The sequence below is a fragment of the Psychromonas sp. genome (genome assembly GCF_041586535.1).
Taxonomy (GTDB): domain Bacteria; phylum Pseudomonadota; class Gammaproteobacteria; order Enterobacterales; family Psychromonadaceae; genus Psychromonas.
Map to the genome: position 1 here is coordinate 1 of NZ_JBFGZY010000228.1, position 2,783 is coordinate 2,783.

At 42.4% G+C, this 2,783-nt stretch carries 2 protein-coding genes; both read right to left on the bottom strand.

Annotated elements, in window-relative coordinates:
- Positions 1–138 precede the first annotated feature (138 nt).
- The gene (locus ABZA00_RS16800) at positions 139–1,344 is read right to left on the bottom strand and encodes an NAD(P)/FAD-dependent oxidoreductase (RefSeq protein ID WP_372883300.1); all 1,206 of its coding nucleotides are present in this window, start codon (positions 1,342–1,344) and stop codon (positions 139–141) included.
- Between the two features lie 151 nt (positions 1,345–1,495).
- Positions 1,496–2,296, bottom strand: a complete 801-nt coding sequence (fkpA, locus tag ABZA00_RS16805; RefSeq protein WP_372883301.1) for an FKBP-type peptidyl-prolyl cis-trans isomerase — start codon at positions 2,294–2,296, stop codon at positions 1,496–1,498.
- Positions 2,297–2,783: the final 487 nt, after the last annotated feature.

Below are 2,783 nucleotides of genomic sequence, written 5' to 3' on the forward strand. Positions count from 1 at the left end.
GGTTCAAAAAGAAAAACTAATAGAGACCTGCAAACGAAGACAATCTATTTCTTTTAAATTCAGATAGTTATCTAAAAAAGGCAAAAAGATTGTTTTCGTTTTATTCAGAACGTCTTCGTTTTAATTCCATCATTACAACTAAACCACCTGCCCTGCTGCCCAGCCGCTTGCCCACGCCCACTGGAAGTTAAAACCTCCCAGCCAACCGGTGACGTCTAACGCTTCACCGATAAAATATAACCCTTTGACGTTCTTACACTCTAAGGTTTTTGAAGAGATAAAATCGGTGTCTATCCCCCCTAAGGTGACTTCGGCAGTTCTGTAACCTTCAGTACCATTTATTTGCGGAGACCATTGCTGGAATAGCAGCGCGATTTCCTGCAGCTGTTTTTCGTTATATTGTTTCAGCGGCAGGCTTTCAATCTCTGAGAATGCTAATAAACATTCAACCACACGTTTGGGTAAGCGCTGCGCCAGCAATGTTTTCAACGCCTGATCGGGACGGTTTTGTTGACTATGTAATAGTTCCGCAAAAAGGTCCTGATTAGGTAAAAGATCTAGTGTGATTTTCTCTCCCGGATGCCAGTAATTTGAAATCTGTAAAATAACCGGACCGCTTAAACCACGGTGGGTGAATAACAACGCTTCCGTAAAACTGATTTCTTTGCTTTTTTTCCCGCCATAATTACCCCTGCAGGTTGCGCGTGCCGGCAGACTGATACCTGATAATTCGGCGAATTTTTCTTTTTGCTCCTGCTGCAGGGTGAACGGCACTAACCCTGCTCGCGTCGCTTTGACAGGAATTTGGTAATGATCGGCAATTTTATAAGCAAGGGGTGTCGCCCCCATTTTAGGTAAAGATAACCCGCCCGTTGCGACTACCAGTGATGAGCACTGATACTCGCCTGATGTTGTCTGCAGTGTAAAGTGGTTGTCTGCTATTTTTGACTGCGTGACAATTTCACATTGAAGCTGCACCTTAACGCCGGCGTCTTTCGCCTCATCGAGCAGCAGAGCCACTATCTGTTTGGCGCTGTCATCACAGAACAGTTGCCCGTGTTCACGTTCATGCCAGCTTATCTGGTGCTTATCCACCAGCGCAATAAAATCCCATTGCGTATAACGACTTAACGCTGATTTGACAAAATGCGGGTTATCACAAAGAAAATTACTGGGCTCAACGTATAAATTAGTGAAATTACAGCGCCCACCACCACTCATAATAATTTTTTGTCCGGCACGTTTTGCATGATCCAGCACTAACACTTTACGTCCGCGCTTACCCGCTTCAATCGCACACATCAACCCCGATGCACCAGCACCAATGATTACCACATCCCACATATATCACCTCATTAATTAATGCGCTAAGGATACACTATTTAATCAGGAATTCGACCGGGATTGCGATACCGGGAAAACTATCGTGAGAGAAGATGACAGGTAAAAAAAAGGCCGCATAAAGCGACCTTAGAATTAATAAATTATACAGCCATTATTGCGCAGGAGCTGCTTCTTCAGCGCTAGCAGCTGCTTCAATATCTAATAATTCGACTTCAAAAATCAGAGTAGCACCAGGAGGAATTGAACCCGCCCCCTGAGCGCCGTATGCTAATTCAGCCGGGATCACAAATTTGTATTTCTCACCGATACTCATCAGCTGTACACCTTCTGTCCAACCGGGAATAACACGGTTAAGCGGAAATTTAGCCGGTTCACCCCGACTTACTGAGCTGTCAAATTCAGTGCCGTCAACTAATGTACCGACATAATGTACTGTCACTGTATCTTCCGCATTAGGTTTTGCGCCTTCTGCAGCGGTAATCACCGAGTACTGTAAACCGGACTCTGTTACCGTTACGCCTTCAGCTTTTGCATTTTCAGCTAAAAACAGCTCTGCTTCTTCGGCTGCTTTTGCAGCCTGTTCCTGCATTTTCTTTTCAGCAGCGGCTTGCACTTCCTGACCGTAAGCATTAACTGTTTCCATCATCTCCTGCTCAGTTAATTTAGCGCTGCCACGAAGAGTATCGCTAACTCCAGCAATAATAGCTTCTTCATCAAGTGTCGCTAATCCAAATTCAGCCTGCTTACTGATTCCGGCTTTAATCTGTGTCGCAAATGAAGCACCAATGGCATAAGCTGCTTTATATTCTTCGCTTTCAAAAGTTGCTTCTGTTGTAACAGACTCCTGTACCGCTGCGACCTCTTCTTGTGCTGCTGATTCTTGTTTTTCATCGCAGCCGAAAGTTAATGCGACAGCGGCGGCGAGAAAAGAAACTTTAAATATTGTTTTCATTGATACTCCAATTGTTCTGTTTATTAAATTAATCCGTTATGGACAGTTAATATTTTTTTATTATGAAAGTGAAAAAGCTCTGATTAATCTTTTAGACCTACACCCAACTTTATAGCTAATATTAAGCAAATTCAATTAACAATTTGATTTATAAAAGACTTTAAGAAGTTGTTAGCAAAAACTTATATTTTCATCAGATATTATTTACAAATATTTTTAATAAGACCCGTTCAAATAAACCGCTTATCAAGAGATAACGGTCGGAAATACGGGGCTAAAACTCTTTCAATATTAATAATACCAAATCCGATAATTATCTATTCATTTATGCTTGTTAAAATGAATGCTAGAGCGCCATATAGTTTAAAAAAACAGCACCAGCGAGAGCCCAAATGGTCGCAGGTAAGGCAAATTTTTGAAGATCTAGTGGGCCTAAATCGAAAAAATTTAACGCAACATGCGACCATTTGGGCCTCGCCCTTCGGGA

Excerpts from the sequence above, each read along its gene's own strand:
- ABZA00_RS16800 (WP_372883300.1), bottom strand. The coding sequence starts at position 1,344 with ATGTGGGATGTGGTAATCATTGGTGCTGGTGCATCGGGGTTGATGTGT.
- fkpA (WP_372883301.1), bottom strand. The coding sequence starts at position 2,296 with ATGAAAACAATATTTAAAGTTTCTTTTCTCGCCGCCGCTGTCGCATTA.